This is a genomic window from Nodosilinea sp. E11, assembly GCF_032813545.1.
Lineage (GTDB): Bacteria > Cyanobacteriota > Cyanobacteriia > Phormidesmidales > Phormidesmidaceae > Nodosilinea.
The window spans coordinates 4,154,834-4,177,692 of sequence record NZ_CP136520.1 but is presented as its reverse complement, the minus strand read 5'-3'; the positions used below and the strand labels follow the sequence as shown (position 1 = coordinate 4,177,692).

21 protein-coding genes are annotated in these 22,859 nt (G+C 57.4%); 9 read left to right on the top strand and 12 right to left on the bottom strand.

Annotated features, from left to right (window positions below; genetic code table 11):
• The first annotated feature begins 212 nt into the window (after positions 1–212).
• Positions 213–1,214, top strand: a complete 1,002-nt coding sequence (locus RRF56_RS20735) for a hypothetical protein (RefSeq protein WP_317035058.1) — start codon at positions 213–215, stop codon at positions 1,212–1,214.
• Here RRF56_RS20735 and RRF56_RS20730 read toward each other — a convergent pair.
• Positions 1,148–1,360: a hypothetical protein gene (locus RRF56_RS20730; RefSeq protein WP_317035057.1), complete on the bottom strand. Its 213-nt coding sequence runs from the start codon at positions 1,358–1,360 to the stop codon at positions 1,148–1,150. The genes RRF56_RS20735 and RRF56_RS20730 overlap by 67 nt on opposite strands.
• Positions 1,361–1,591: 231 nt before the next feature.
• Positions 1,592–1,762 (bottom strand): chlorophyll a/b-binding protein, encoded by a 171-nt coding sequence (locus RRF56_RS20725; protein WP_317035056.1) that lies wholly within the window; start codon positions 1,760–1,762, stop codon positions 1,592–1,594.
• A 242-nt stretch (positions 1,763–2,004) separates the two neighbouring features.
• Between RRF56_RS20725 and polA the strand changes: the two genes are divergently transcribed.
• Entirely contained in the window at positions 2,005–4,908 is a 2,904-nt protein-coding gene (gene polA, locus RRF56_RS20720; protein WP_410510656.1) for a DNA polymerase I, read from the top strand.
• A 33-nt stretch (positions 4,909–4,941) separates the two neighbouring features.
• Here the strand turns inward: polA and RRF56_RS20715 are convergent, their stop codons facing one another.
• From RRF56_RS20715 to ndhC, 5 genes are all read right to left on the bottom strand, one after another.
• A complete protein-coding gene (locus RRF56_RS20715; protein WP_317035054.1) occupies positions 4,942–6,225 on the bottom strand; it encodes a dihydroorotase in 1,284 nt (427 codons plus the stop codon).
• Positions 6,222–7,562 carry a histidine phosphatase family protein gene (locus RRF56_RS20710; protein ID WP_317035053.1) on the bottom strand — a complete coding sequence of 447 codons (1,341 nt, stop codon included), beginning with the start codon at positions 7,560–7,562 and terminating at the stop codon, positions 6,222–6,224. Before RRF56_RS20710 ends, RRF56_RS20715 begins: the two co-directional genes overlap by 4 nt.
• A gap of 168 nt (positions 7,563–7,730) precedes the next feature.
• The gene (locus RRF56_RS20705; protein WP_317035052.1) at positions 7,731–8,276 is read right to left on the bottom strand and encodes an NAD(P)H-quinone oxidoreductase subunit J; all 546 of its coding nucleotides are present in this window, start codon (positions 8,274–8,276) and stop codon (positions 7,731–7,733) included.
• A complete protein-coding gene (locus tag RRF56_RS20700) occupies positions 8,277–9,020 on the bottom strand; it encodes an NADH dehydrogenase subunit K (protein ID WP_410510500.1) in 744 nt (247 codons plus the stop codon). It abuts the gene before it with no gap.
• Positions 9,011–9,373: a photosynthetic/respiratory NAD(P)H-quinone oxidoreductase subunit C gene (ndhC, locus tag RRF56_RS20695; RefSeq protein WP_317035050.1), complete on the bottom strand. Its 363-nt coding sequence runs from the start codon at positions 9,371–9,373 to the stop codon at positions 9,011–9,013. The genes RRF56_RS20700 and ndhC overlap by 10 nt, the downstream gene beginning before the upstream one ends.
• A gap of 428 nt (positions 9,374–9,801) precedes the next feature.
• On the opposite strand from ndhC, the gene RRF56_RS20690 reads away from it, so the two are divergent.
• The 6 genes from RRF56_RS20690 (at position 9,802) to RRF56_RS20665 (ending at position 12,093) form a co-directional block, all read left to right on the top strand.
• Positions 9,802–10,107 carry a rubredoxin gene (locus RRF56_RS20690; protein ID WP_410510655.1) on the top strand — a complete coding sequence of 102 codons (306 nt, stop codon included), beginning with the start codon at positions 9,802–9,804 and terminating at the stop codon, positions 10,105–10,107.
• A gap of 136 nt (positions 10,108–10,243) precedes the next feature.
• Positions 10,244–11,248, top strand: coding sequence for a photosynthesis system II assembly factor Ycf48 (locus RRF56_RS20685; RefSeq protein ID WP_317035048.1), 1,005 nt, complete (start codon positions 10,244–10,246; stop codon positions 11,246–11,248).
• A gap of 97 nt (positions 11,249–11,345) precedes the next feature.
• Positions 11,346–11,594, top strand: a complete 249-nt coding sequence (gene psbE / locus RRF56_RS20680; RefSeq protein ID WP_317035047.1) for a cytochrome b559 subunit alpha — start codon at positions 11,346–11,348, stop codon at positions 11,592–11,594.
• Between the two features lie 32 nt (positions 11,595–11,626).
• Entirely contained in the window at positions 11,627–11,761 is a 135-nt protein-coding gene (psbF, locus tag RRF56_RS20675) for a cytochrome b559 subunit beta (protein WP_317035046.1), read from the top strand.
• Between the two features lie 9 nt (positions 11,762–11,770).
• Positions 11,771–11,890: a photosystem II reaction center protein L gene (locus tag RRF56_RS20670; RefSeq protein ID WP_317035045.1), complete on the top strand. Its 120-nt coding sequence runs from the start codon at positions 11,771–11,773 to the stop codon at positions 11,888–11,890.
• A gap of 83 nt (positions 11,891–11,973) precedes the next feature.
• Positions 11,974–12,093 carry a photosystem II reaction center protein J gene (locus RRF56_RS20665; protein ID WP_071527210.1) on the top strand — a complete coding sequence of 40 codons (120 nt, stop codon included), beginning with the start codon at positions 11,974–11,976 and terminating at the stop codon, positions 12,091–12,093.
• Between the two features lie 78 nt (positions 12,094–12,171).
• Here the strand turns inward: RRF56_RS20665 and RRF56_RS20660 are convergent, their stop codons facing one another.
• Complete coding sequence (locus tag RRF56_RS20660) at positions 12,172–12,849, bottom strand: N-acetylmannosamine-6-phosphate 2-epimerase (protein ID WP_317035044.1); 678 nt, start codon at positions 12,847–12,849, stop codon at positions 12,172–12,174.
• A gap of 46 nt (positions 12,850–12,895) precedes the next feature.
• On the opposite strand from RRF56_RS20660, the gene RRF56_RS20655 reads away from it, so the two are divergent.
• The gene (locus RRF56_RS20655; RefSeq protein ID WP_317035043.1) at positions 12,896–13,393 is read left to right on the top strand and encodes a DUF2165 domain-containing protein; all 498 of its coding nucleotides are present in this window, start codon (positions 12,896–12,898) and stop codon (positions 13,391–13,393) included.
• 25 nt (positions 13,394–13,418) lie between these two features.
• Here the strand turns inward: RRF56_RS20655 and bcsA are convergent, their stop codons facing one another.
• The 4 genes from bcsA to RRF56_RS20635 all read right to left on the bottom strand — a co-directional run bounded on the left by bcsA (position 13,419) and on the right by RRF56_RS20635 (position 22,800).
• A complete protein-coding gene (bcsA, locus tag RRF56_RS20650; RefSeq protein WP_317035042.1) occupies positions 13,419–15,935 on the bottom strand; it encodes a UDP-forming cellulose synthase catalytic subunit in 2,517 nt (838 codons plus the stop codon).
• Positions 15,932–18,481, bottom strand: coding sequence for a cellulose biosynthesis cyclic di-GMP-binding regulatory protein BcsB (locus RRF56_RS20645; RefSeq protein WP_317035041.1), 2,550 nt, complete (start codon positions 18,479–18,481; stop codon positions 15,932–15,934). Before RRF56_RS20645 ends, bcsA begins: the two co-directional genes overlap by 4 nt.
• Positions 18,482–18,588: 107 nt before the next feature.
• The gene (locus RRF56_RS20640) at positions 18,589–20,910 is read right to left on the bottom strand and encodes a tetratricopeptide repeat protein (protein ID WP_317035040.1); all 2,322 of its coding nucleotides are present in this window, start codon (positions 20,908–20,910) and stop codon (positions 18,589–18,591) included.
• 9 nt (positions 20,911–20,919) lie between these two features.
• Positions 20,920–22,800 (bottom strand): carbohydrate porin, encoded by a 1,881-nt coding sequence (locus RRF56_RS20635; protein WP_317035039.1) that lies wholly within the window; start codon positions 22,798–22,800, stop codon positions 20,920–20,922.
• Positions 22,801–22,859 lie beyond the last annotated feature (59 nt).

Below are 22,859 nucleotides of genomic sequence, written 5' to 3'. Positions count from 1 at the left end.
AACTCAATGTTTAACCCCTAAACAAAGCTCCAGGCGCTGCGATCGCAGCGCCTTTTTTGTTGTGCAGCCACCCAGGCTGGGCCGACACATCCCGAACCATTCCACAAACCGCTCTAACCGTAACGAAGTACAGCCTTTACGTTGCGCTGTGCAAACCTGTGCAACGTTTCCTGGCGGTGGGTTACCGATCACCCCACCGGATTGGTAGAACGATGGCACTAGAGTGGCTAGATCTATCTGACCCGCTAGTGATTGGGCCAACGGGCCACCCCAGCATCCTCCTAATTTTGTTTGGCGAGTGTTTACCTATGGTTAGCTCTCCTCTCGCCCCGGCATCGCCCCGGCAACAGACGGTCAGCCCCACCCCGGCTGACCCACAACTAGCCCTGGCCGTGGCCGACGATGGGTTTTTGCGATCGCTCCTCACCGAGAGTTTGCCCGCGATCGCCCATCCCCACGAGATTGGCTCAGTCACCGTCGAGGTCAGCGTGCCGCTGCCCGAGGTCCACAGCCATATCGATGCCGTGCTCACCTTTGAGCACATCAACTGCGTGCTAGCGGGGTCTTACCCTGAGGCTCCACCCCTGCCTGCCGTCAGCAACCATCGTGAGTACCAGGCCATCACCCCCTGCCAATCCGATCTGGCCACCCTGGCGCAAAATGTGTCGTTCTCCGAGGCCGAAACCCTGCTGGCGCGATCGGGCTTTGCCCCCGACGAGGTGCAGCACATTCTCAACCTACCCTCCCAGGCCTGGCACAAATCGTGGTGGTACAGCCTCACCGCCGACGGCTTTCTCACCGTGCCTTTTCAGCGCCACATTCGCAGCCGCAGCTACACCAATGGCACCTGCACCCTGCAATTTAAAGACCACTACGCTCAGCAGCGCCCCGAAGGTTTTCGCAGTCAGCCTCAGAAGTTACCCGTAGTGGTGCATTCGCCCCAGGTTAGCTTTTGCGACAACCTGGCCCACATCAACCTGAGCCGCCAAGCGCTAAGCACCCCCCAAGCCATTTTGATCGCCACTGACCTGTCAGAGCTGGAGATCGAAGGCTACATTCGTCAAAACGTCAGTCTTTACCGCCAGCGCAGCCTCGATCACCTGCTCAACGCCAACTGTCGCTCTTGTAGTCAAACCAAGTGCCCGCTTCAAGGGGTAGACTCGTCACCCGTCTTAGCCTGTAGATCGTTTAGGCCTGTAGAGGGTGGGCTGTAGACTTGGCCCGGCGGCAGCAGCAGCACCGCCGCCCGGTTAGATGTCGCTGCATGGCGCTGAATGTGCCCCCAGCTGAGAGTAACGGCCCCCCCCGCCAGCAGCAAACCAAATAGCGCCAGAGACACCTTCTCCTCTGCTGCGCCCATCAGACCATCTACAGCGCCAACGGTAAGCGCCGTAGCAATCCACGGTGATTTTCTAAAAAGCGCCTTAATGGGTCGGTCTCCTGAGATAACAAGGGCAAGAACAGTGCAGAGGCCCTGGGCAATTCCCCCTGCCCCTCAACCAGGGGTGTTCCGCAGGAAAATTATCAGGCAAGGCAACGGGGGAATCGCCCTGCTTACGACATAGGTTGCCCAAAAGAGCAGTGTTGTTGACTAGCGCAGCCCCAGCCAGGTAACGATCGCCTGCCCCGTCGCCAGCTCAAACAACACCAGCGCCACAAAACCCAGCATGGCAGCCCGCCCGTTGAGCCGCTCAGCATAGTCGTTAAAGCCCGCCTTAGATCGCTCAATGGTAGGGGTAATGGTGGGTTCGAGGTTGGCCATGGGTTCAGCTAGGTGATCTAAATTCGGTTGTTCTCTAGACTACCCCATGCATTGGTCGTTGTGGTCATGGGGTGTGACGGCTTACCTACCAACCGGGGGTACTGGTTGAGCGACGCAGCCCCATCGCTACCGCTGACTCCGTCTGATTCCTCCAGCCCTGCCCCTTACAATAAGAACTCAATCCTTGACCCCAAGAAACCGCTGTGGCAGCAACTCCATCCCAGGCCGACAAGCCCACCCTCATGCTCGTCGATGGCCACTCCCTGGCCTTTCGCTCCTACTATGCCTTTGCTAAAAATGCCGATGGTGGCTTGCGCACCTCCACGGGCATTCCCACCAGCGTGTGCTACGGCTTCTTAAAGTCTTTGCTCGACATGATGGAGGTCGAAAAGCCCCAGTATGCCGCCGTCGCCTTTGACCTCGACCAGCCCACTTTTCGCCACACGGCAGACAGCACCTATAAAGACGGTCGGCCTGAAGCACCCGAGGGCTTTGTCGAAGACGTGCAGAACCTTAAAACCCTGCTCACCGACTTTGGCCTAAATATCTACGTGGCCCCCGGATTTGAGGCCGACGATGTGATCGGCACCCTGGCCACCAAGGCCCTGAGAGAGGGGTTTTGCGTCAAAATTCTCAGCGGCGACCAGGATCTGTTTCAGCTAATTGACCCCGACGAGTGCATCACCGTACTGCACTTGAGCACGGTTAAAAATACCCTGATCCAAGAATTCAAAATTCAGGATGTAAAAGACAAACTCAATATTTTCCCCGCCCAAGTAGTGGACTATAAAGCACTCTGTGGCGACAAGTCAGACAATATTCCTGGGGTAAAGGGGATTGGTGAAAAAACGGCTGTAAAACTGCTCAACGAGTACGGTGACCTCGATGCCATCTACGCTGACATCGACAATATTAAAGGGGCCACCCAGAAAAAGCTGATTGAGGGCAAAGAGTCGGCCTATCACTCGCGCTATCTGGCCAAGATCATCACCGATGTCGATCTGCCCATTGACTTAGCCACCTGCAAGCTAGAAGGCTTTGACCCCGACCGGGTGATTCCGGCGCTGAAGAAGCTGGAATTTCAAAATTTTGTCAATCGTCTGGGCAAGCTGCAAACTGCGTTTGGTGGCGCAGCGGCGGCAGAGACGGCGGCGAAGGCAAGCCAGGCACTGAGTGGGGGCGATCGCAGCCCAGAACCCCGTCGTTCCAGCCGCTTTGAGGATACTGGCGGCGCGGATGTGGCCTTCTTCACAGCAGAAGAAACCGACAGTGCCCAGGGGGTAGATGAGGTGGCGATCGCCCCTTGGATCATCACAACCGAAGCCCAACTCTACGAACTGCTCGATATTCTCTCGGAGCAAAAAGACCCCCAAGCCCCCGTCGCCTGGGACACCGAGACCACCTCATTAGAACCGAGAGATGCCACTTTAGTGGGCATTGGCTGCTGCTGGGGCACAGGCCGCGACGAGATGGCCTACATTCCGGTGGGCCACACCGAGGGCCAGCATTTACCACTGGCGATGGTGCTAGAAGCCCTACGCCCGGTACTTGAGAGCGACGAGTTTCCCAAGGCGCTGCAAAATGCCAAGTACGATCGCCTCGTGCTGCGCCACCAGGGCCTAAATCTGGCGGGGGTAGTTTTCGACACCATGCTGGCCAGCTATGTGCTCAACCCCGAGGCCACCCACAACCTCACTGACCTCAGCCTGCGCTACCTGAATATGGTGGCCCAGAGCTACGAAGACTTGGTACCTAAGGGCAAAACCATTGCTGAGATCGCGATCGCCGAGGTCGCCCACTACTGTGGGGCCGACGTACACACGACCTACCTGCTGGTGCCCCAGCTCCAGGCCGAGCTCGACCAGCTGCCGGATCTCAAAGCCCTGTTCACCGCCATTGAGCTACCCCTTGAGCCGGTGCTGGCCGAAATGGAGTGCAGCGGCATTCGTGTTGACCCCGACTACCTAGCCAGCTTCTCTCAGCAACTCGAAACCGATCTGGCCCGCCTTGAGCAAACCGCCTACGAGGCCGCCGGGGAAACCTTTAACCTAGGGTCGCCCAAGCAGCTGAGCGCGCTGTTTTTTGAAAAGCTGGGCCTCGATAAGCGCAAGTCGCGCAAAAACAAATCTGGCGGCTACTCTACCGATGCGGCAACCCTCGAAAAGCTCCAGGGTGACCACGCTGTGGTCGATCTGGTAGTCGAGCACCGCACCCTGTCGAAGCTAAAATCGACCTACGTCGATGCCCTGCCCACCCTGATTCGCCCCGACACCCACCGGGTGCACACCGACTTTAACCAGGCGGTGACGGCTACCGGACGGCTGTCGTCGTCAAACCCTAACCTGCAAAACATTCCGATTCGCACCGCCTTTAGCCGTAAAATTCGAGCGGCGTTCATCCCTGCCACCGGATGGCGGCTGGTGGCGGCCGACTACTCCCAGATTGAGCTGCGCATTCTGGCTCACCTCAGCGGTGAGCCAGTGCTGGTGGAGGCCTACAACACCAATGACGATGTCCACACCCTGACCGCCAAACTGCTCTTCGAAAAAGACGAGATCACTGCCGAAGAGCGCCGGGCGGGCAAGGTGATCAATTTTGGCATTATCTACGGCATGGGGTCGGTGCGCTTTGCCCGCGAGGCCGGGGTGAGCCGCAGCGAGGCCAAGATCTTTATCGATCGCTACTACGATCGCTACCCCAAGGTGTTTGAATATCTACAACAGATGCAGCGGGAGGCGATCGCCCAGGGCTACGTGCAAACCATCTGCGGCAGGCGGCGCTACTTCAACTTTACCGATGGCAAGCTGCGATCGCTCCAAGGCACCGACCCCGCTGCCATTGACTTAGACTCACTGCGCACCAACGGCTACGACGCGGGCATGCTAAGAGCCGCCGCCAACGCCCCGATCCAGGGCAGCAGCGCCGACATCATCAAAATCGCCATGATTCGGCTGCACGAGCTGCTGAAAGATTACCAGGCCAACCTGCTGCTACAAGTCCACGACGAACTGGTGTTTGAAGTGCCTCCCGACGAATGGAGCGAGTTGGAGCCCAAGCTGATTGCCGTGATGGAGTCAGCGGTGAAGCTCAAAGTGCCCCTCAAGGTCGAAGCCCATGCTGGCCTCAACTGGATGGACGCCAAGTAGATCGCACCCCAATTACCAGAAAGCTCGCCCGCGCTAGCGGGCCGGCACCCACGTCCTGACGATGCGCCCTGGTAGCGTCTGCCCCAGCCAGGGCGTATTGGCCGAAAGCGAGCAGAGGTTAGAGGCCGTCACCGTCCAGGTTTCACCGGGGTTAAACAGCACCATTTCGGCGGGCTGATCGACTTGCAGCGTGGGCGGCGTCTGGCCCCAACAGCGAGCAGGATGGGTGCTCAGCGCCTGCACTAGAGTCAGGGGCGACCAGTCCCCCTGGGTGACGAAGGCATCCCACAACAGGGGCCAAGCCAGCTCTAGGCCAATGGCACCGGGCGGGGCCGAGGGAAAGCCCACGGTCTTGTCTTCGTAGGTGTGGGGGGTATGGTCAATGGCGATCGCATCGATTACCCCCGCCTTTACCCCCGCCACCAGCGCCAGCCGGTCCTCGGGGTTGCCCAGGGGCGGGGCCAGCCGCAGATTGGGGTCATAGCTGTGCAAATCCTGGGCGCTCAACAGCAGATGCATCCAGGAGGTGCTAGCGGTCACGGGCAGTCCTTGGGCCTTGGCCTGGCGCACCAGCTCCACCCCGCGTGCCGTGGAAATGCGCATCAGGTGCACGGGGGTACCAACCTCAGCCACGCATTCTAGCAGGGCGGCTAGAGCAGCGGTTTCAGAACTGGCCGGATCACCCACTAGACCGTAGATCAGCGAGAATGGGCCGTCGCGAGCAACGCCGCTGTCTCGGAGGGTGCGATCGCAGCTCCACAGCGCTACCGGTTTACCCCAGGGCTGAAGGTATTGCAACAGCCGCTTCACCAGCAACAGATTTTGAATGGCCCGCCCATCGGCAAAGCCCACAATGGGAGCCGCCGCCAATTCGGCCAGCTCCACCATTTGCTGCCCCTGGGCCGCTTGGGTCAGCGCCCCCCAAACATACAGATGGGGCAACGAAGCATGGTTTAAGGCCAAGCTTCGCTGGCGAATCAGCAGCTGATCTACCATGGCCGGGTGGTCAATGGCGGGTTCAGTATCCGGTAAAATTCCCAGCCGGGTAAAGCCGCCCGCCCGCCCCGCCTTCAGCAAAGACTCCAGGGTTTCCCTCGACTCATGGCCAGGCTCACCGGAGTGGCTGTACAAATCTACCAGGCCGGGCATGAGCACTTTGCCCTGCCCCGCTACCACCTCGCCCCCAGCGGGAATATCCGAAAGAACCGGGGCGATCGCCTCAATCATCCCCTGCCGAATCAATACATCAGCCACCTGGTCGGTTTGCGTCACCGCATCCAGCACTCGCACCTGCTGAATGAGCTGAACCCCCGTCACAGTGCCCCCGCTGCGGTTTTATCTAACACGCTGCCCGACAGATGAATAGTGATGTTGGCTGTGGTCAGCACCGGAGCGCTGTCAATGCCGTTGGGGTAATCAATCACGCTGACCGCGCCATTACCCTGCTTAAAGCGCCAAAACGACTCTGGCCCCATCCCCAGCACATGGCACAGCAAGGCTTTATTCACCGCATCGTGGGCGACCACCAGCACAGTCTGCACCGCATCGCCACCACTGTGAGCCGCCACAATTTGCTTCCAAGCCGCAATGGAGCGATGCCAGACCTGCTCTAAATTTTCGCCGCCTGGCATCTGTACCGTTTCCGGCGCACTCTGCCACTGCTCCAGCATCCCCGGATAGCCTCCCTCAATCTCGGCCTCAAACAGTCCTTCCCACTCACCGTGGCTAATTTCTTGCAGCTCATTTACGGCGTGCAGCGTTAAGCCTGGGTGGTGCTGAAGAATAAGTTCAGCGGTTTCCCTAGGCCGGGCCATAAAGCTGGTATAGGCTGCATCAATCGCCACCGGCTGAAGAAACGCCGCCGCCTTCGCCCCCTGGGCTCGACCATTGTCATTCAGCGGTACATCTATCTGCCCCTGAAAACGCCCCTGCCGGTTCCACTCCGTTTCACCGTGGCGCACCAGCAGCATGCGTGGCCCCCGGTGTCCCTGGCGCATGGCGGGCAGCGGGTCGCCCAGATGACTGGTCAAATTCATCGCCTCCACCTGCACGGGGCTCGGCCAGCCCCCGGCAAAGTTCAGCACACTGATACTACAGTTAGACTGATTCAGGTTGTTAAAGTATTCTGGCCCTAGGCCAATGGCAGTGCTAATCAACGCTCGATTAATAGCGCTATGGGCCACCACCAAAAGAGTTTGGCCCTGGTGTTGAGCCAGCAACCCCTGCCAAAACCGGGCCGCCTGCTGGTACAGCTCACGAATGGGATAAAAATCAACCGTAGTCCCTTCCGGGTGGGGCACAGCCATCACAAAGTTGGCTGGGTCAGTGCGCCACTGATAAAAGCTTTCGGCATACTGGCCCTCCGCCTCGGTAAACGCCATCCCCTCCCACAGCGGCAGGCTAATTTCCTTGAGCTCATCGGTAAAGGTAGGGGCTGCCAGCCCAGGCGTGGCCTTTTGTAGCTCACTGACGATCAGCTCTGCTGTCTTGCGGGCGCGCTTGAGAGGGCTAGCCCATACCGCATCAAAGGGAATGCCTGCCAGAGCCTGCCCCACCTGCAATGCCTGGGCCTCGCCCATCGGGGTCAATTCTGATTCGTCGCAGTGGCCTTGGATACGCTTTAGCTGGTTGTAGGTGCTCTGCCCGTGGCGCACGATAATAACGCGGGTTTTCAGGGGTCTGTCCTCTCACTTGCTCAATCAAGGTCAGATCTTACCCTGTCGGGGAGTGCCTCCGCAGCTTTGTCACCCGCCTGTCTCACAGCTAAGGTGATTTTTGGGCAACAAAAAGGCCACCCTGGGGTAGCCTTTTTCAACGTTGCCTTAGTAGGCATCTTGAAGTTCGTAGAAATCTGGGGAAATGTAATCTTTACGCAGGGGCCAGCCTACCCAGTCTTCTGGCATTAGCAACCGCTTAAGATTGGGATGCCCTTCGTAAATAATGCCGTACATATCGTAGCTCTCCCGCTCTTGCCAGTCAGCGGCTTTCCAAATCCAGTACACCGAGGGCACCCGAGGGTCGTGGCGAGGCAAAAACACCTTCACGCGCACTTCCTCGGGCCGATCGACGTTGTCGTCCAGCTTGATTAGGTGATAAAAGCTCACCAGGTCTTTGCCAGGGCCATCATCGTAGGCCCCCTGGCACTGAAGATAATTAAAGCCGTAGGCGTACAGCGCCGTGCAAATGGGGATTAAAAATTGAGGGTTAACCTTAATAATCTCGACCCCTAAGTGATCTCGAGGTTCTAGATCATGGTCAAACCCATTTTCCGTAAGCCAGCTAGAGGTTGCCCCAGCTTCGACCAAAGGTGCCGAGCTACCCTCAGACGATGGTTCAGGGGAAGGCGATTGAGTATCTGATTCAGCCATTTAGGAATCCTCACGTTCAGGGGCCAGCTCAGCCACGGTCTCAGGAATCGGCATCCCCATCGCCTCCATCAACTCCTTCGGAGGCGTGGAGTGGGTGCCCATCTGGAGGTACTGTCCGGTCAAAATCGGAGGCACCGTCTTGAGGTCGTGACTGCGTTCGTAAAAGCGGTGGGTTTGTAGGGTGTAAGCCCGATCTTGCATCGATTCGGTGGCCACCTTCTTACGCAGCTTAATGATGGCGTCAATGATGGCCTCAGGTCGCGGCGGGCAACCTGGAATGTACACATCTACCGGAATTAATTTGTCAACTCCACGTACCGCCGAAGGTGAGTCGGTGCTAAACATACCGCCGGTAATGGTGCAGGCTCCCATCGCAATCACGTACTTAGGATCGGGCATCTGCTCGTAGAGCCGCACTAGAGCTGGGGCCATCTTCATGGTTACCGTACCAGCAGTAATAATTAAATCAGCCTGCCGGGGACTGGCCCGAGGCAGTAGCCCAAACCGGTCAAAGTCAAACCGGGAGCCAATTAACGCCGCAAACTCAATGAAGCAACAGGCGGTGCCGTAGAGCAGCGGAAACAGGCTAGACAGCCGACACCAGTTGTAGAGGTCATCAACGGTCGTCAGAATGACATTTTCAGACAGATCATGGGTGATTGCTGGGGGAGCAGCAGGGTTGGCCAGCCTTTCCCCTGGGGCCAGACCAGTCTGATCAGCAGCAGAAGGGGGATTCATGACCATTCCAAGGCTCCTTTGCGCCAGGCGTACACAAGACCGACAACTAAGATGGCAATAAAAATCAGTGCCTCTATAAAGGCTAACAAGCCCAGCTGATTAAATGCCACCGCCCAGGGATACAAGAACACCGTTTCTACATCGAAGATCACGAAGACCAGGGCAAACATATAGTAGCGAATGTTGAACTGGATCCACGCACCCCCAATGGGTTCCATACCCGACTCGTAGGTGGTTCTGCGAGCGGGGCCACGGCTGATCGGGCGTAGCAATTTAGAGGCTGTCAAGGCCGCCACCGGCACCAGACAGGATATGAGTAAAAAGACTAAAAAATACTCGTAGCCAGATAAGACGAACACAGGTTCACCACCCTAGAAGCTAGTACACACAGCAAGAGCTAAGAATTAACAGCCCATGCGCTTCAGGTGTATTCTAAGCCAATTTAGCTGAAAAACCAGGAGCAGAGTTGGCCGGGCACCTGGAGTACGGGGGTGCGATCGCCCAGTTTGAACGCGGCTTAGTCTACATGAGCCGAGCGGCCCAACTGTGTCATAATTGTTTACAACGAGCTTTTTGCCCTGGGCAAGCCGTCAGAGTGTCTTAAACGGGCAGACTTTACCCATTGCCCCTCTAGCTCTTGCTGAACTTAAGGTGTCTTGGTCCTATGAGTGTTGAGTCTGAGCCTTCGGCTAATTTGCCTGAACCTGAAAATTTAGCCGCTGCTTCGCAGGAGATTCCTGTCCCTGACGGGGGCGCTCCTGAGGTTGCCGTCCTGACTCCAGAGGAAATGGACTGCTACGAGTGCCGCGCCTGTGGCTACTCCTACGAACCGGTGAAGGGTGACAGCCGGGCCAAGATTTCTCAAGGCACAGCCTTTGAGGATCTCCCTATCAACTGGCGCTGCCCGGTGTGTGGGGCCTCTAAGAAGCAGTTCAGCAATATCGGCCCCGTCAATGCTCCTTCTGGATTTAAAGAAAACCTGAACTACGGCCTGGGCGTAAATCGCCTAACTCCGGCGCAGAAAAATGTTTTGATTTTTAGCGCTCTAGCGCTGGGTTTCATCTTTTTTATTAGCCTCTACGGCTTAAGGTAGGGGCGCTGGGCTCTTTTGCGGTGAAAGTGGCTCAGTAATGGCTCTGGGGACTTGGGAGAGCAAAATTTGCTCTACGCTGGTTTAACTCGGATTGTTCTTGAACTGTTGTTTAGTAAAGTACGGGCTCTGATTATTTATGCACGCTGCGTTTGACTGGTTGAAGCGAGGCCTGGTGATGCTGGTAGCTGTAGTGCTAGCAACCGGCTGCTCGGGTTACTTTTTGGCGGACGCAGATGTGCATCCTTGGGAGCTCGTCAATGTGCCAATAGAAGCCACCTTGGCGGATGTCGCCTTTACCCAAGACGCCAACCACGGCTGGATCGTAGGCAACCGCAACACCCTGCTTGAAACCAAGGATGGGGGCGAGACGTGGAAAGTCCGCGAACTTGCCTTAGGCGATCAGCCCTACACGTTTACCTCAGTCGACTTTGCTGGGGAAGAGGGCTGGGTTACAGGGATTCCATCGGTGTTGCTGCACACGCCCGATGGCGGCACAACTTGGGAAAACGTGCCCTTAAGCAAAGAGCTGCCGGGTTCGCCCTTCTTGATCACGGCGGTGGGGCCTAAGTCGGCTGAGTTGGCCACCGACATCGGTGCTATCTATCGCACCGAAGACGGCGGACGCACCTGGAAAGCTCTGGTGCAAGGGGCTGTGGGCGTTGTGCGCAACATGGTGCGCTCCGATGATGGTCGCTATGTGGCCGTGTCGTCTCGGGGCAACTTTTACTCGACCTGGGCGGTAGGCCAAGACCAGTGGATTCCCCACAATCGCCAGAACTCAAGGCGGCTACAAAATATGGGGTTTGATAAGGATGGCAAGCTCTGGGTAATCGCCCGAGGCGGCCAGGTGCGGTTTTCTAACAGCCGCGCTTCCGATGACTTCACCGAGGCACTTAGCCCTGAGTTTGGTACAAGCTGGGGACTGCTCGATATGGCTTTTCGCACCGCTAATGAGGTTTGGGTGACCGGGGGCGGCGGCAACCTGCTGTGCAGCTTTGATGGCGGTGAGACCTGGTTTAAGGATCAATCGGTTGGCGATGTGCCCTCTAACTTTTACAAGGTCAAATTTTTAGGCCCCGACAAAGGCTTTATCTTGGGTCAGCAGGGCACCATTCTCAAGTACAGTCCAGAGACTGTCTAGGGAAACTTCCGGGAACTTCGTCAAAATAGCTTGTTAGGGTTTCCGGCGTTCTCTATGATTAGATCAGATTCTTCGCGTTCAGAGAGGAGACGTTGATATGGCAGGTTCTACAGGTGAGCGCCCGTTTGGCGACATCGTAACGAGTATTCGCTACTGGATTATCCATAGCATTACCATTCCCATGCTGTTTATTGCGGGTTGGCTGTTTGTCAGCACTGGCCTGGCCTACGATGCTTTTGGCACACCCCGACCCAACGACTATTACCCCGACAACCAAATGCAGCTGCCGATCGTGACCGATCGCTTTGAAGCGAAAGATCAGATCGACATGTTCTCGAATCGATAGCGCTTTAATTATTCCAACGTTTGATTGAACCTATGCAAAGCAATTCTCCTAACGATCAAATCACCTACCCGATCTTCACCGTGCGCTGGCTGGCCGTGCATACCCTAGGGGTACCCAGCGTCTTTTTCCTCGGGGCGATCGCGGCAATGCAGTTTATTCAACGATAAGAGAAAACCATGGAACGTAGTCCAAATCCTAACAAGCAACCTGTAGAACTGAACCGCACATCCCTATTTCTAGGTTTGTTGATGGTTTTCGTCCTCGGCCTGCTGTTTTCTAGCTACTTCTTCAACTAGGTTGAGCTAGTTGCCGTAGCGCGCAGCCCTGGGCTGTTCAGACTGTGTTGGGTTACTTACCAGATTAGTAGGAGGTCGATATCATGCTTCAGAGTGGACGAATTCCGTTGTGGATTGTGGCAACCGTTGCCGGTACTGGCGTACTGGTTGTAGTAGGTCTCTTTTTCTACGGTGCCTACGCTGGTGTTGGCTCTGCTATGTAGGCTTCACGAGCAGTAGATTTTATCGAACTGGGGCGAGGGGAACATCCTCTTCGCCCCAGTTTTTATTGATGGGTATAGCTAGGTAAGAGTCTCAACATATCCCTTGACCAAGCTATCAATCCCGGTGATTGCCGTGCCAACAACCACGGCGTAGGCCCCTAAATCAAGGGCCTGTCGGGCCTGGGCCGGAGAGGCAATGCCCCCTTCACAGATGACTGGCACCGAGCATTGCTGCACCAGGTCTTGAAGCAGCGCCAGCCCAGGCGGTGCCTCAGTCTGGGTAGCTGCGGTGTAGCCAAACAGGGTAGTGCCGACGCAGTCTGCGCCGGCATCTATGGCCTTGAGAGCATTGTCGAGGGTATCGATATCGGCCATCACGGGTTTTCCCAGGCGATCGTGAATCTGTTGAATTAGATCGGCCAGGGTTTCATCACCTGGGCGCGGGCGATCGGTGGCATCGATCGCAATGATGTCGCCACCGGCCTGGGCTACGGCGGCCGCATGGTGAAACTGAGGCGTGATATAGACCGCAGAGGGTGGTATCACCTGCTTCCAAAGGCCAATGATCGGGCGATCGCTACCGGCCCGCACCGCCTGAATGTGGTCAGGGCTATCGATACGTACCCCAACCGCCCCGTTAAGCAGAGCCGCCTCAGCCATGGCGGCAATCACCTCAGCCCGGTGCAGGGGTGACTCGGCGGGGGCTTGGCACGATACCACCAAGCCCCCACGCAAGAGTTCCAGAATAGTTTTCAATGAAAGAATGCTCCCGCAGCAGCGTTTACGTTTTCATCTAAATTCTATGGCGGTTCGAATTTCAAAAACTCTACTGGTGGCGTCTATTGGCCTGTTGGCGGCAGTGATCGTATTGAACAACCTGACCGATTACAACGCCAATTTTCAATACATTCAGCATGTGCTCACCATGGATACGGTCTTGCCAGAGAGCCGGTTGACCTGGCGGGCGATCGCGTCGCCCCAGCTACACCAGATCATCTATGCCGTCATTATGGTGATTGAGGGGGCGATCGCGCTGCTGTGCCTGGGAGGCGCAACGGCACTCTTCCAGGCGATTGGGGAAGATGGCGTCACCTTTAATCGGGCTAAAACCACCGCCACCTACGGGTTAACCCTGGCCTTTCTGTTCTGGTTTGTGGGGTTTATGGTGGTTGCCGGCGAGTGGTTCACCATGTGGCAATCAGCCGACTGGAATGGACAACAGCCGGCCTTTCGATTTATTGGTTGCGTAGGCTTTGTGCTGCTTTACCTTAACCTACCTGACCACAACCTAGAGACCTAGCTCTATCCCAGGGCTATGCGATCGCTCAATCCTGCATCAGAGCCTTAATTCGCTCAGACTGCTGCATGTCTAGTACTTTGGGAAAGCCTAGCTCGATCCGGGTTTCTTGCTCAGATCGATGGATATGATCGAGGTGAGCTACCACACGTACTAGCTCACCATTGCCATTTTTCATCGCTAACCCGACGGGCTCTCCGGGGCCAAAGATTTCTGGATGCAGAATCAGCGGATGGTCATGTTTTAACACCGCCTGTAGCCCACGGCTATTGATGGCACAGGCGACGGCATCTAGATAGTGGCCGTGACTGTAGAGCTGGGCTGGCGCAGTCACCTGTTTAAACACAGGCACCGCTTGGGAGGGCTGCGGATCGTGAAACACCCGCAGCAGGCTGGTGATCAAAAAACGAATTGACTCTAGGGGCCGGTCAGCCTGGCTGCGCACCTGCGAATACCATTCCTGCACGTCAGAGTACAACACCAAGATAAGAGCATCCTGCTGGGCCGCAGTCATGTTCTCAAAGGCCAGGGTAACCACAACCTCGCGCTCAGATTGGGGGTTTACCCGCAGCACCTGGGCCGTCAAACATACACGGCTGCTGGTGTCGCCCTGCAGTTCAATATCAACGACGTCGGGCAAGTTGGGCCAGTCAGCGAGTAGCACCCGGGCACCGGTTTCGCTAATGTCGAGGGTAGTGCCCTGCAGGGTGTTCTCCCCAGAAAACAGAGTAGCGGTCAAACGGCGATCGAGGCGGTGAGATTGGCGAAGTTGCGGTTGCTCTAAAGCCACCAGCACGGCAGCACTCAACAACAGCACATTGACAACACACCAGACGGCATTAATGATTACCGCATCGGCATCTTGCAAATCGGTAATCAACCAATAGGGAATTAGAAACAGGCCCAGCAAACTGAAACCACCGATGATCAAGAGAATTTGTACCGAGCTCCAGTCAAAACTGCGTTTTGCAACCTGCAATCCCTTATCGGTGACGTTGAAGCTGCCCATTTTAGGATTGACTAGAGCCATCAAGGTAACTAAGCCATCCTGAAACGCCATGGCATACTCAAAGATTTCGTTCCAGAAAGAGAAACGCACACCCTTGTGCACAATGTAGTTAGCATTGAGCGCAATCAGGATAGAAGGCAGAGCATAGGTAAGCGTCTCTAAGCCCAGACCACGCACCGAGTTAATGCCAAACACCAAAAAGACAATGGGAGCGATCGCATACATCAGCCGCGGAAAACCAAAGAAAAAGTGGGTAGTAGCCGAGGTGTAGCAAATACGCTGAGGAATAGTGAGGGTGCGGTTAAAAATGGGCCACTCAAGCCGCAGAATTTGCGCCATGCCCCTAGCCCAGCGGACCTGCTGACCGACGTAGGAAGAAAACTTCTCTGGCGCTAGCCCAGCCACCATGATCTTGTCGTAGTACACCGTCTCGTAGCCCTTGCCGTGCAGTCGGAGGGACGTGTGACAGTCTTCGGTAACCGTCTCTACGGCAATTCCCCCCACTTCTAGCAGATGGCTCTTGCGCACCACCGCTGCTGAACCACAAAAAAACGAAGCATTCCAGAAGTCGTTACCCTTTTGCAGCACCTTATAAAACAGCTCATTGCCCACCGGAATTTTGCCCTGGGTAAGCAAGTTGCGCTCAAAGGGATCGGGATTGTAAAACCAGTGGGGGGTTTGCACTAGAGAGACCGTCGGCTTGAGAAAAAAGCCGACGGTCTCTTGCAAAATGCTGCGACAGGGAATGTGGTCGCAGTCTAAGATCAGCACCAGCTCGCCGGGGGTGCGCACCAGGGCATGGTTAATGTTGCCAGCCTTGGCGTGGTCGTTGTTATCGCGAGTCATCAGGTAGCAGCCAAAATGGGCACACATCTGCCGCAGTTCCTCTCGCCGCTGAGGATATTTGCGTCCGTCATCAAGCACATAGACTTCTTTTTTGCCTGCCGGATAGTCAATGGCCATAGCCGCCAGTACCGTCTTACGGACAATTTCGATGTCTTCGTTGTAGGTGGGGATATAAATATCGACAGCGGGCCACTGCTGGGGTGGCACATGGGCCATGCTGATCGGCTGACGGTTGCGAATTTTGAGCGTCTGGAAATAGGCCAGCAGCAGAGTGGCGATCGCATACAGCTCAGCCGCGTAGAGCAGTAGGCTAAAGATGCCGTTCAGCCAGCCATCAAAGTTGAGGGTGTTAAAGGTGCGATACCAGAGGTAGCGCAAGGTAACCACAACACTCAGCCATACCAACAGCAGGTGGAGTTGTTCACTCAGGCGACTCTCCTGGTAACGCTGCTCTAGCTGCACCAGGCCCCAACCCAACAGCAGTAATATGGCGGCCAGCCAAAACTGCTGCCCTAGGGGCAGAGGCGTCACAATCAGCGGCAAAGCCAGCGCTAGCGAAACCAGGATCAGGAGGGCCAAGCCCCCCTGGCTAGTACCCCCGAGCAGAGAGCCTAGCCAGCGCGGTAGGCGATCTAACAACCGAACAAACCAAAAACCTGAGCGTTGGGCAGAGTTAGAAGCCTGAGTCATGAGATTCCCTCCGGACGGCTGAGACGGTTGAGAAAGAGCTGAGAGAGGCCATAGAGCAGTAGGGCAAGCATGACCATGCCGCCGGGTAGCAAAATCCAGTTCGCCTGCAAAAAGGCAACCGCACGGGTAATCGGGCCACGGCGATCGACGGTGTGGGTAGGCTGCTGACTCAGGGTGACAATCTGATAGTCAGCCTGGTTATAGATGGAGGGATTGGGCGTAGTGCGCTGCACAATCGCCGTATCTCCCGCCAGCCGAGAAAATAGCGCATCTTCTTGGAAGACTTGCTGCACCTCAGTCAGACCCGCCGGTTGTTGCGCCATCAGGCCCACCAGCAGACGCTCATTGTTCCATGGCGATACCTGAGCCTGAATGATTCCAGCCTGATCAGAGAATGTCTGCATCTGGGTTTGGTTAAGCTGTCGGCCAAACTGCTGGCGCAACACCAAGCCCGAGCCACTCTGGTTTACCTCTGGCAGCGGAAAGTTGCTTTGCAAGCCAATCGCTACTAGGTTCTGTTGGCGAGCCTCGGTCGACAATCCGTCAGCCAAATAGGCCCCTAGCTTGACCGACTGGGCTTGGCTCAATCGTCCTAGCCGCCCACTAACCTGCAATAGCGTCAAAATATCGTCATTCGACGGGCTAGCGGGCAGCACGAAGGAGGTCTGAGATAAATCCTGGGGCGCAGTGAGGGGGAAGCCTGTTTGCAGGCGCTTGAGATCGGGAAGTTGCACTACATTAGCCCGGTTTAGATCCAGACTGCTGTTGCTGTGCACAGTCCCCCACATCGGTTGATCTGGCAGTGCGCCACAGCTAATGGCGACGTTGGGAAAAGTGTAAAACTGCACCGCTAGATTAGAGGTCGGGGTGATCAGTTCCAAGGGAAGATCCACGGTGACCGAGTCAGTGCCCCCGTTGGCCGATCGCAGCCGTTCGCCCCCAATACCCTGACCGTTGAGCATCACGGATACCGAAGACCGGCGTGGGTCAATACCGGGGCCATAGCTATAGCGCAGGGTAAATTTACTGCCCCGCAGCATTTGTTCATCGGGCAGCGATCGCAGCGGAATCTCTACCGGCGGCGGGACTGGCAACCCGTTGACCGTCACATCCTGAAACAGCTGGTTGTCTTGGGTGGTCAAATCGCCCAGCAATAGCTGACGGGCATCTTTGGGCAAGTAGCCGGGCCAGTCTCTGGGGTCAGGACTCGGGATATCCGCCACTTGGTTCACCAGCGCGGCCTGACCCGTTAGCAGTTGGCGATCGCCAGGCTGCACTAGCGCCTGCACAGCTTTCAGGACGGCCCCCGAATCGTTACCGGTGGCCACCAGCACTGGCACCTCTCCGTTGGCGGCGGTGGTCAGCATCAGCACGCCAACCCCGTTGGGCAGCGGTGCACCGCTGCCATCGAGTACCTGGTTATTGTCTAGGGCAAAGGGCAGCTCTAGGTTCGCCAGGGCCGGTTGTTCTGCCGGAGTACCAATGATCACCAGCCGGTCTTGCCCCTTGAGTTGCTCCAGCTGATCGACTAGCCGAGTTTGCAGCGGTCTGCCGTTGCTGAGGCGGCTAGCAGCGGCCTGGTAGCGACCACTGGCCGTCAGCCAAAGATTATCAACGGTTTTAGGTCGCAGGTAGGTGAGGCGATCGGCCTCCAACCCCAGGCGATCTAAAAATGGATAGGGATAGTTGCTCAAATCTAAAGCAATGGCCTGGGGGCGGTAGTTCAACACCACCTGAGAATCAGGCAAAATTTCCGTCCACAGGGTAGGGTCGTTGGGATCAGTGCAATCCGCCGAGGTGTGCTGCTGCACCTCCATAATCACGGTGTTGAAGTCTTCGACTAGGTCAGCGGGTATGTCAAACAGCAGGTTGCCAATCTCGTCAGCATCCCGGTTGAGGGGTACGCTGCCCAGATGACGGTTGTTGAGACGCACCGTTAGATTGGAGCGATCGGCATAGAGCGCCGGCGACTGACGATATCGAATCTGAATTTTGGCCGACTCCACCTGCCAGTGGCGAGGACGGGTAAACCCCAACCGTGCCTGGGACAAAATACCCTGCATTTGCAGAGCATTGCCCACGACCGGCGATCGGTTGAACTGAAGAATGTACTGACTGAGGGCCGGAGCAGCGGGAGTCGGTTCTGGTTCTGGCGCAACCGCTGGCGTAGGCGTCGGTGGAGCTGCGGGCGCGGGCGATGTCACCGACGCGGGCGGTGCTGCTGGCCGACTCGGGGGCGCTGGGGTCGATCGCTGGGGAGCCGGAGCCGGGGCCGGTCGAGCCGCTGGGCTAGGAGGGCGGCTCGGGGGCCTCACCACCGGAGCAGGCGGGGTAGATCGAGGTAAAGAATACTGCTGGATGACCGAGTCTTCCTGCTGTTTTACAGCATCGCTCGTTTGAGCTAGAGCGGGCAGCAGGCCCACTAGAGCAATTAAGCATGCCCCGCCCAGCCCCAGAAACCAGGGTCTCAGCGATCGCCATCGAGCGCGCCAATAATATTGGAAAGAATATTTGAAAGAACTCAATTGAACGAGCCAATTACGCATAGTGTCTCCTTATAAACCCGACCGGTAGATCGCCTTGATATCGGGTAGTAGTTCGGCATAAAACTGGATCAATCTCGCAGGTGCCATTAACCCCCTGCGAGTCACGGCTAAAAGCGCTCCCAGGGGGGCTGAATGCCTCGCTGCATCAGCAAACCGCCTTGAATTTGCTCAATCTGGCGCGTTACCTGAGGATTGGCCTGGCCCAGAGCCATCTGCTCTTGTTGCCAGTTTTGGAGCTGTTGAATGGCCGCTAACGGTTTGCCCTGCACCGCATTGAGGGCCGCTAGAGCGGTGCGAGCCGTAGCATTTTGGCTATTCATCGCCAGGGTCTGTTGGTAGAGCTGATCGGCCTGGCGATAGTTACCCAGCTCAAATTCAAGTCCGGCTAGGGCCAGCAGAGCGTCTTGCTGGTTGGGCTGTCGCTGCAGCACGGCTTGATAGCTCTGCCGAGCGGTGTCGTAGGCTCTGGTCTGCTGGGCGATTTCGCCTTGCACAAAATACCAGTCGAGGATGGCCGGGTTGGCCGCCACTAGGGCAGCGGCCTGGGCCTGGGCCTGGGTTGGGTTAGTAGCAGCCAGCACCTGGAGCGATCGCAGTTGGAGCTGAGGGTTACCTGGGTCGCTGGCCAGCAGGGTTTGGTACAATTCGGCCCGCTCGGCGGCAGGGGGCAGCGCCGCCGCTAGGGAGGTCAGTTCTGGCAACGCTGCCATTACCCCCGGTTGCTGCATGCCCTGACTGAGCAACGCCGTGGCCTGAGCTTCAGAGATCAGCCCAGCCTGGTAGGCCAGAGCAGCGCGACCGAGCGGATAGGCGATCGCTTGGGGGTTGGCGGCAATTAGCGAGTCGTAAAGGGCGATCGCCTGGGGCAACTGGCCTTGGGTTTGGTAGACCGCCGCCAAGCCCTGCATAGCACCCGTTCGCAAGGGGCCAGCCTGAAACGTATTCAAGAGGCTCTGATAGCGCTGGGCACTCTGGGCCAAATTTCCCTCCCGGCGCTCCAGATCGGCCAGCAACAGTTGCGTCGTCTCTAGATCACGGCTGCCAGCGGCGGTGCTGGCATAGGTCGTGAGGGCCGCCCTGGCCTCGGCTAGCCGGCCCTGCTGGGCAAAAATTTGAGCAACTCGAAAGTGCAGAAATGGCTCTGTTGCACCGCCGTTAATCAAACTTTGGTAGAGGGGCAAGAGATCGGTCACAGGCGGAGTCTGGCGACTTAACAGCTGGCCCAGGTAGCGCACCTGCACAGGGTCAGCAGGCAGCTGGGGAAAGGCAGCCCGGACCTGTTGCACCAGGTTAGCCTGGCTAGTCTGGCCTAGCTGATAACTCAACAGCTGGCGTTGAAGGGTAAGGCTGGCATCGCCCGGCTGCACCTGGGCTAGCTGCTCAACTAGCTGTAAGGCCAAAGGGCGATGCTCCGGTAAATTGCCGAGGGCAAAGCTGGCCTCCCGACGCACCCCAGGGGAAAGATTGGGTGACGTGGCTAAAACCTGCCGGTATAGGCTAGCCGACTCTTGGTTATAGCCAGCTTGCTGACCGTAGTCGCCCAGGGCATTGAGCGCCCGAGCCAGGGTGAGGCGAGAGTCAGGGCGACCGCGCAGCGGCTGAATTAGCTCCAGCGCCGGTTGAAACTGACGGTTAGCGGCGTAGGTGCTGGCCAAGGCCCCCCGCAGACGAATCTGTTGCGTGTCAGAATGGCCCGAACGGCGCAGTTCTTGCTCTAGCAGCTGAGTTGCCTGGGGTAGCTGACCGCTTTCTCGCAGCGCCTGGGCGTAGGCGATCGCGCGATCGCCCTGAATCGCTCCCCCCGCCGCCCGATATCGCTCAAACAGAGCCAGGCCAGCAGCGTAGTCGCCGCTAAAGGTGTGGGCCTCAGCCGCTGGCCCCAAAATAGTTGGGTCACTGGTGCGGGGCAACACCTGGGCATAGTCTGCCAGGGCCGCCGAAAATTGCCCTTGATAATAGTAGAGCTTGGCCCGCTGAGCCTTGGCTTCTAGCGAATTGGATTCGAGCTGCAACAGTTGAGTCAGCGCCTGAATGCCGATAGGCTGCCACTCAGGCCGAAATTCTCCCAATAGCCCTAGGGTGTTAAGGGCCAAACGGTTGGTAGGCTCTAGAGCAATTACCTGCTGGTAGGTCCGTAGAGCATCGGCCTCACGTCCGGCCCGGCGGTAGGCAATCGCTAAGCCTAGCTGGGCTTCGACACTGTTAGGATTTTGCTGCACAAGGCGCTGAAAGGTCGCGATCGCTCCCTCTACACGCCCCTCCGACAACTGGGTATAACCGGCTCCAATACTAGCGGCCTGGGCACTAACGGCTTGGGCATAGACGGGCAATTCGGTGCCGACCATAGCGACGATCAGCCCTGCGATCGCAAGGCCAGTGCTCGCTTGGCGACAAAACCTGATCTGGTGGCCACGGGCTCGATTAATCACGGTAAAACCTCACTCTAAAGACCGACCGGGCAGCAGGTTCCAGTCGCTGCGAATTCGGAACCCCGCGTAGGATTCGCGGAACTGATCGCGCTGCTGGAAGGTAAAGCCCAGGCGCAGGTTAGGCATCAGCTCAAAATCGTAGAACAGCTCTAGAGCATCGGGAGATTGGCCCGGAGCAACGGCTGTGGCCAGGTTTCGCCCATAACCCAAACCCAGACGGTCATTGTCCATGAACACATCGACAACGTTGAGCCCCAGGCTGTAGGTATCACCCGAAAAGCCACTGCCGCTATTGTTTAAGCGTCCGTAGCGGCCAAAGAAGCCCAGGTTAGCCTGGGGAATAAACCACTCGGCATTGACACCATAGGCATCCAGCCGCCCGCCAGTGCCTTGAAACGCCGTATCCCGAGTAGTCGCAAAGGTACCTCGCACGATCAAGTCCCCGGTGCGAAAGCCCACCTCACCAGCAAACCCATCTAGAGCAAAGTCAGTGATGTCGCCCGCCGAGGAGAACACCGCCGCGTTGAGAGTAATGTCATCGGTGACGGCCCACTGCACAAGACCACCCGGGTGAGAAGCCGTGTTGTTGACACCGCCAATCAGAGCCGGGTTGGTTTGAAATACAGGGTTAAAGAAATCTCGGGAAATATCTTTAGCAAAACTGTTGCGATCGAAGTAGGAGGTCAGGTCTAGCTGCCCCAGCCGAAACCTGAGCCCCGGGGCACCAGCCAAAGCTGTGGTTAGGTAAAGCTCCGTCAACTGTACGCCATCTCGACTGGTTAAGTCAGGGCCAGTAGTTAGGTCTAAAGCCCCACCCACCAGCAGATTGGGCGTTAGGAACATGTCGCCCGAGAGCCGCGCCCGGGCCGAGGAGCGATCGCCCTGAAGAACGTACAGCCCTTGAACGTTGAGGTTGGGCTCTGGCACAGACTGCCCCGCGATCGCGGGCGCAGGGGGAAGCCCCTCAACCGCTGAATTTTGACCGACCAGTGCCCCCAGGCTAGGTGTTTCAGGTGGTAAGTAGGTGCCGACTGGCCCAGCGGGTAGAGGCGCTGGCCACTGGGCCGTTGGCGCTGCCGACTGCAACGGGGGCACTGCGGCTAGCGGGGCTGTCATGGCTGGGTTGCCCTGGGCGTAGGGAGGCAGCGCGGTTGGAAACGGTTGGGCCACCCCCTGGTAAGCAGGCAGGGCGGGGAACGCCTGAGCCGCCCCGTAGCCCGGCGGTGCATAGCCGTAGGGAACAGAAGCGGTTCCCCAGGGCACAGCCCCCCCCGCGATTGGATACCCTTGGGGAGCCATTCCAGGACTGGACAAGGCTGGCATAACTCCGTACATCCCCGGCGCTGGCTGGGGCCAAGTTGGCACAGCACCGGGTGGCAATGGGCTGGTTCCCGGTGCTGCAACGGGCATACCGTAAGGCATCCACACCATAACCCACATACCGCCGGGGTAAGGCACCGCCGCCGGATAGTAGGCTCCAGGGCCAGGTGAGCCGATGGCGGGGGCGACGACAGGCTCTGGCATGGGCAATCCCTGAGCCAGAGGCCAAGGCACCTGCGCTCCAGGAGCAGCAGTAGTCGCAGCAGGGCTAAAGGAAGTGATCGCTGGGATCGCTGGGTTTGCAACCTCTGGTGCGTAGGTCAGCACAGACTGAGCTAGCAGCGGTGGCTCCGCTGGTGGCAGCGGCGCCGCTAACGGTTCGAGCTCTAAACCACGCTCAAGAGCCGCAGACTCTAAGGCGATCGCCGGGTCGTCTTCCCCAGCAAAATCAACCTCAGAGCTCTGCTCAAATCCGTAGGCAACCCCTGGCCCACCGACCAAGCCCAGGCACAAGATCGATCCGGTCAAGTAGTGATGAAGGCTGTAAGAAGATTGAGTAAGCAGGGGCATGATAGCGGGTGACTCCCTAGCAGATGCCCTCAGGCATCAGGTACACAAGCAGTAGCGGC

Bases quoted from the DNA above. Each gene is read 5' to 3' on its own strand.
- RRF56_RS20735 (WP_317035058.1), top strand. From the start codon at position 213: ATGGCACTAGAGTGGCTAGATCTATCTGACCCGCTAGTGATTGGGCCA.
- RRF56_RS20730 (WP_317035057.1), bottom strand. From the start codon at position 1,360: ATGGGCGCAGCAGAGGAGAAGGTGTCTCTGGCGCTATTTGGTTTGCTG.
- RRF56_RS20725 (WP_317035056.1), bottom strand. From the start codon at position 1,762: ATGGCCAACCTCGAACCCACCATTACCCCTACCATTGAGCGATCTAAG.
- polA (WP_410510656.1), top strand. From the start codon at position 2,005: ATGCTCGTCGATGGCCACTCCCTGGCCTTTCGCTCCTACTATGCCTTT.
- RRF56_RS20705 (WP_317035052.1), bottom strand. From the start codon at position 8,276: ATGGCTGAATCAGATACTCAATCGCCTTCCCCTGAACCATCGTCTGAG.
- RRF56_RS20700 (WP_410510500.1), bottom strand. From the start codon at position 9,020: ATGGTCATGAATCCCCCTTCTGCTGCTGATCAGACTGGTCTGGCCCCA.
- RRF56_RS20690 (WP_410510655.1), top strand. From the start codon at position 9,802: ATGGACTGCTACGAGTGCCGCGCCTGTGGCTACTCCTACGAACCGGTG.
- RRF56_RS20685 (WP_317035048.1), top strand. From the start codon at position 10,244: ATGCACGCTGCGTTTGACTGGTTGAAGCGAGGCCTGGTGATGCTGGTA.
- psbE (WP_317035047.1), top strand. From the start codon at position 11,346: ATGGCAGGTTCTACAGGTGAGCGCCCGTTTGGCGACATCGTAACGAGT.
- psbF (WP_317035046.1), top strand. From the start codon at position 11,627: ATGCAAAGCAATTCTCCTAACGATCAAATCACCTACCCGATCTTCACC.
- RRF56_RS20670 (WP_317035045.1), top strand. From the start codon at position 11,771: ATGGAACGTAGTCCAAATCCTAACAAGCAACCTGTAGAACTGAACCGC.
- RRF56_RS20665 (WP_071527210.1), top strand. From the start codon at position 11,974: ATGCTTCAGAGTGGACGAATTCCGTTGTGGATTGTGGCAACCGTTGCC.
- RRF56_RS20655 (WP_317035043.1), top strand. From the start codon at position 12,896: ATGGCGGTTCGAATTTCAAAAACTCTACTGGTGGCGTCTATTGGCCTG.
- bcsA (WP_317035042.1), bottom strand. From the start codon at position 15,935: ATGACTCAGGCTTCTAACTCTGCCCAACGCTCAGGTTTTTGGTTTGTT.
- RRF56_RS20645 (WP_317035041.1), bottom strand. From the start codon at position 18,481: ATGCGTAATTGGCTCGTTCAATTGAGTTCTTTCAAATATTCTTTCCAA.
- RRF56_RS20635 (WP_317035039.1), bottom strand. From the start codon at position 22,800: ATGCCCCTGCTTACTCAATCTTCTTACAGCCTTCATCACTACTTGACC.